This is a genomic window from Dryocola clanedunensis, assembly GCF_038405435.1.
Classification (GTDB): Bacteria; Pseudomonadota; Gammaproteobacteria; order Enterobacterales; family Enterobacteriaceae; genus Dryocola; species Dryocola clanedunensis_A.
Genome location: NZ_JBBYHZ010000210.1, coordinates 1 through 526 on the forward strand (window position 1 = coordinate 1; position 526 = coordinate 526).

General features: G+C 69.8%; 1 pseudogene. It reads left to right on the forward strand.

Features of this window, described 5'->3' with window-relative positions:
- Positions 1-526: pseudogene (locus tag AAE045_RS24270) on the forward strand (N-acetylglucosamine-6-phosphate deacetylase); the annotation flags it as partial.

Sequence of the window (526 nt, forward strand, 5' to 3'; positions counted from 1 at the left end):
CGGCACGGCACCACCGCGCTGCTGGGCACCACCATGACCGCGCAGGAAGACGACATCACGCGGGCGCTTGAAGGCCTGTCCGCTGCGATCGCCACGCGCGAACCCGGCATGGCGCGCGTGCTCGGCGTCCACCTGGAAGGCCCCTTCATCAGCGCGCAGCGCCTCGGCGCGCAGCCACCATTGGTGGTCGAGGCCACCCTGGCCGACGTGCAGCGCCTGCACGCGATCGCCCCGATCAAGGTGCTGACCCTCGCCCCGGAAATCGGCCAGCACCTCGCGCTGATTCCTGCCCTGAGCGCGCTCGGTATCCGCGTGCAGTTCGGCCACAGCGCCGGCAGCTATGATGACGGCGTGGCCGCATTGAACGCCGGTGCGGCCGGCTTCACCCATCTGTTCAATGGCATGACCGGTGTGGACCACTACCACCCGGGCATCGCCACCGCCGCACTCGCGCATGCGCAGTACGCCGAACTCATTCCCGATCTGCAGCACGTGCATCCCGGCGCGATCCACACCGCGCTGCGCG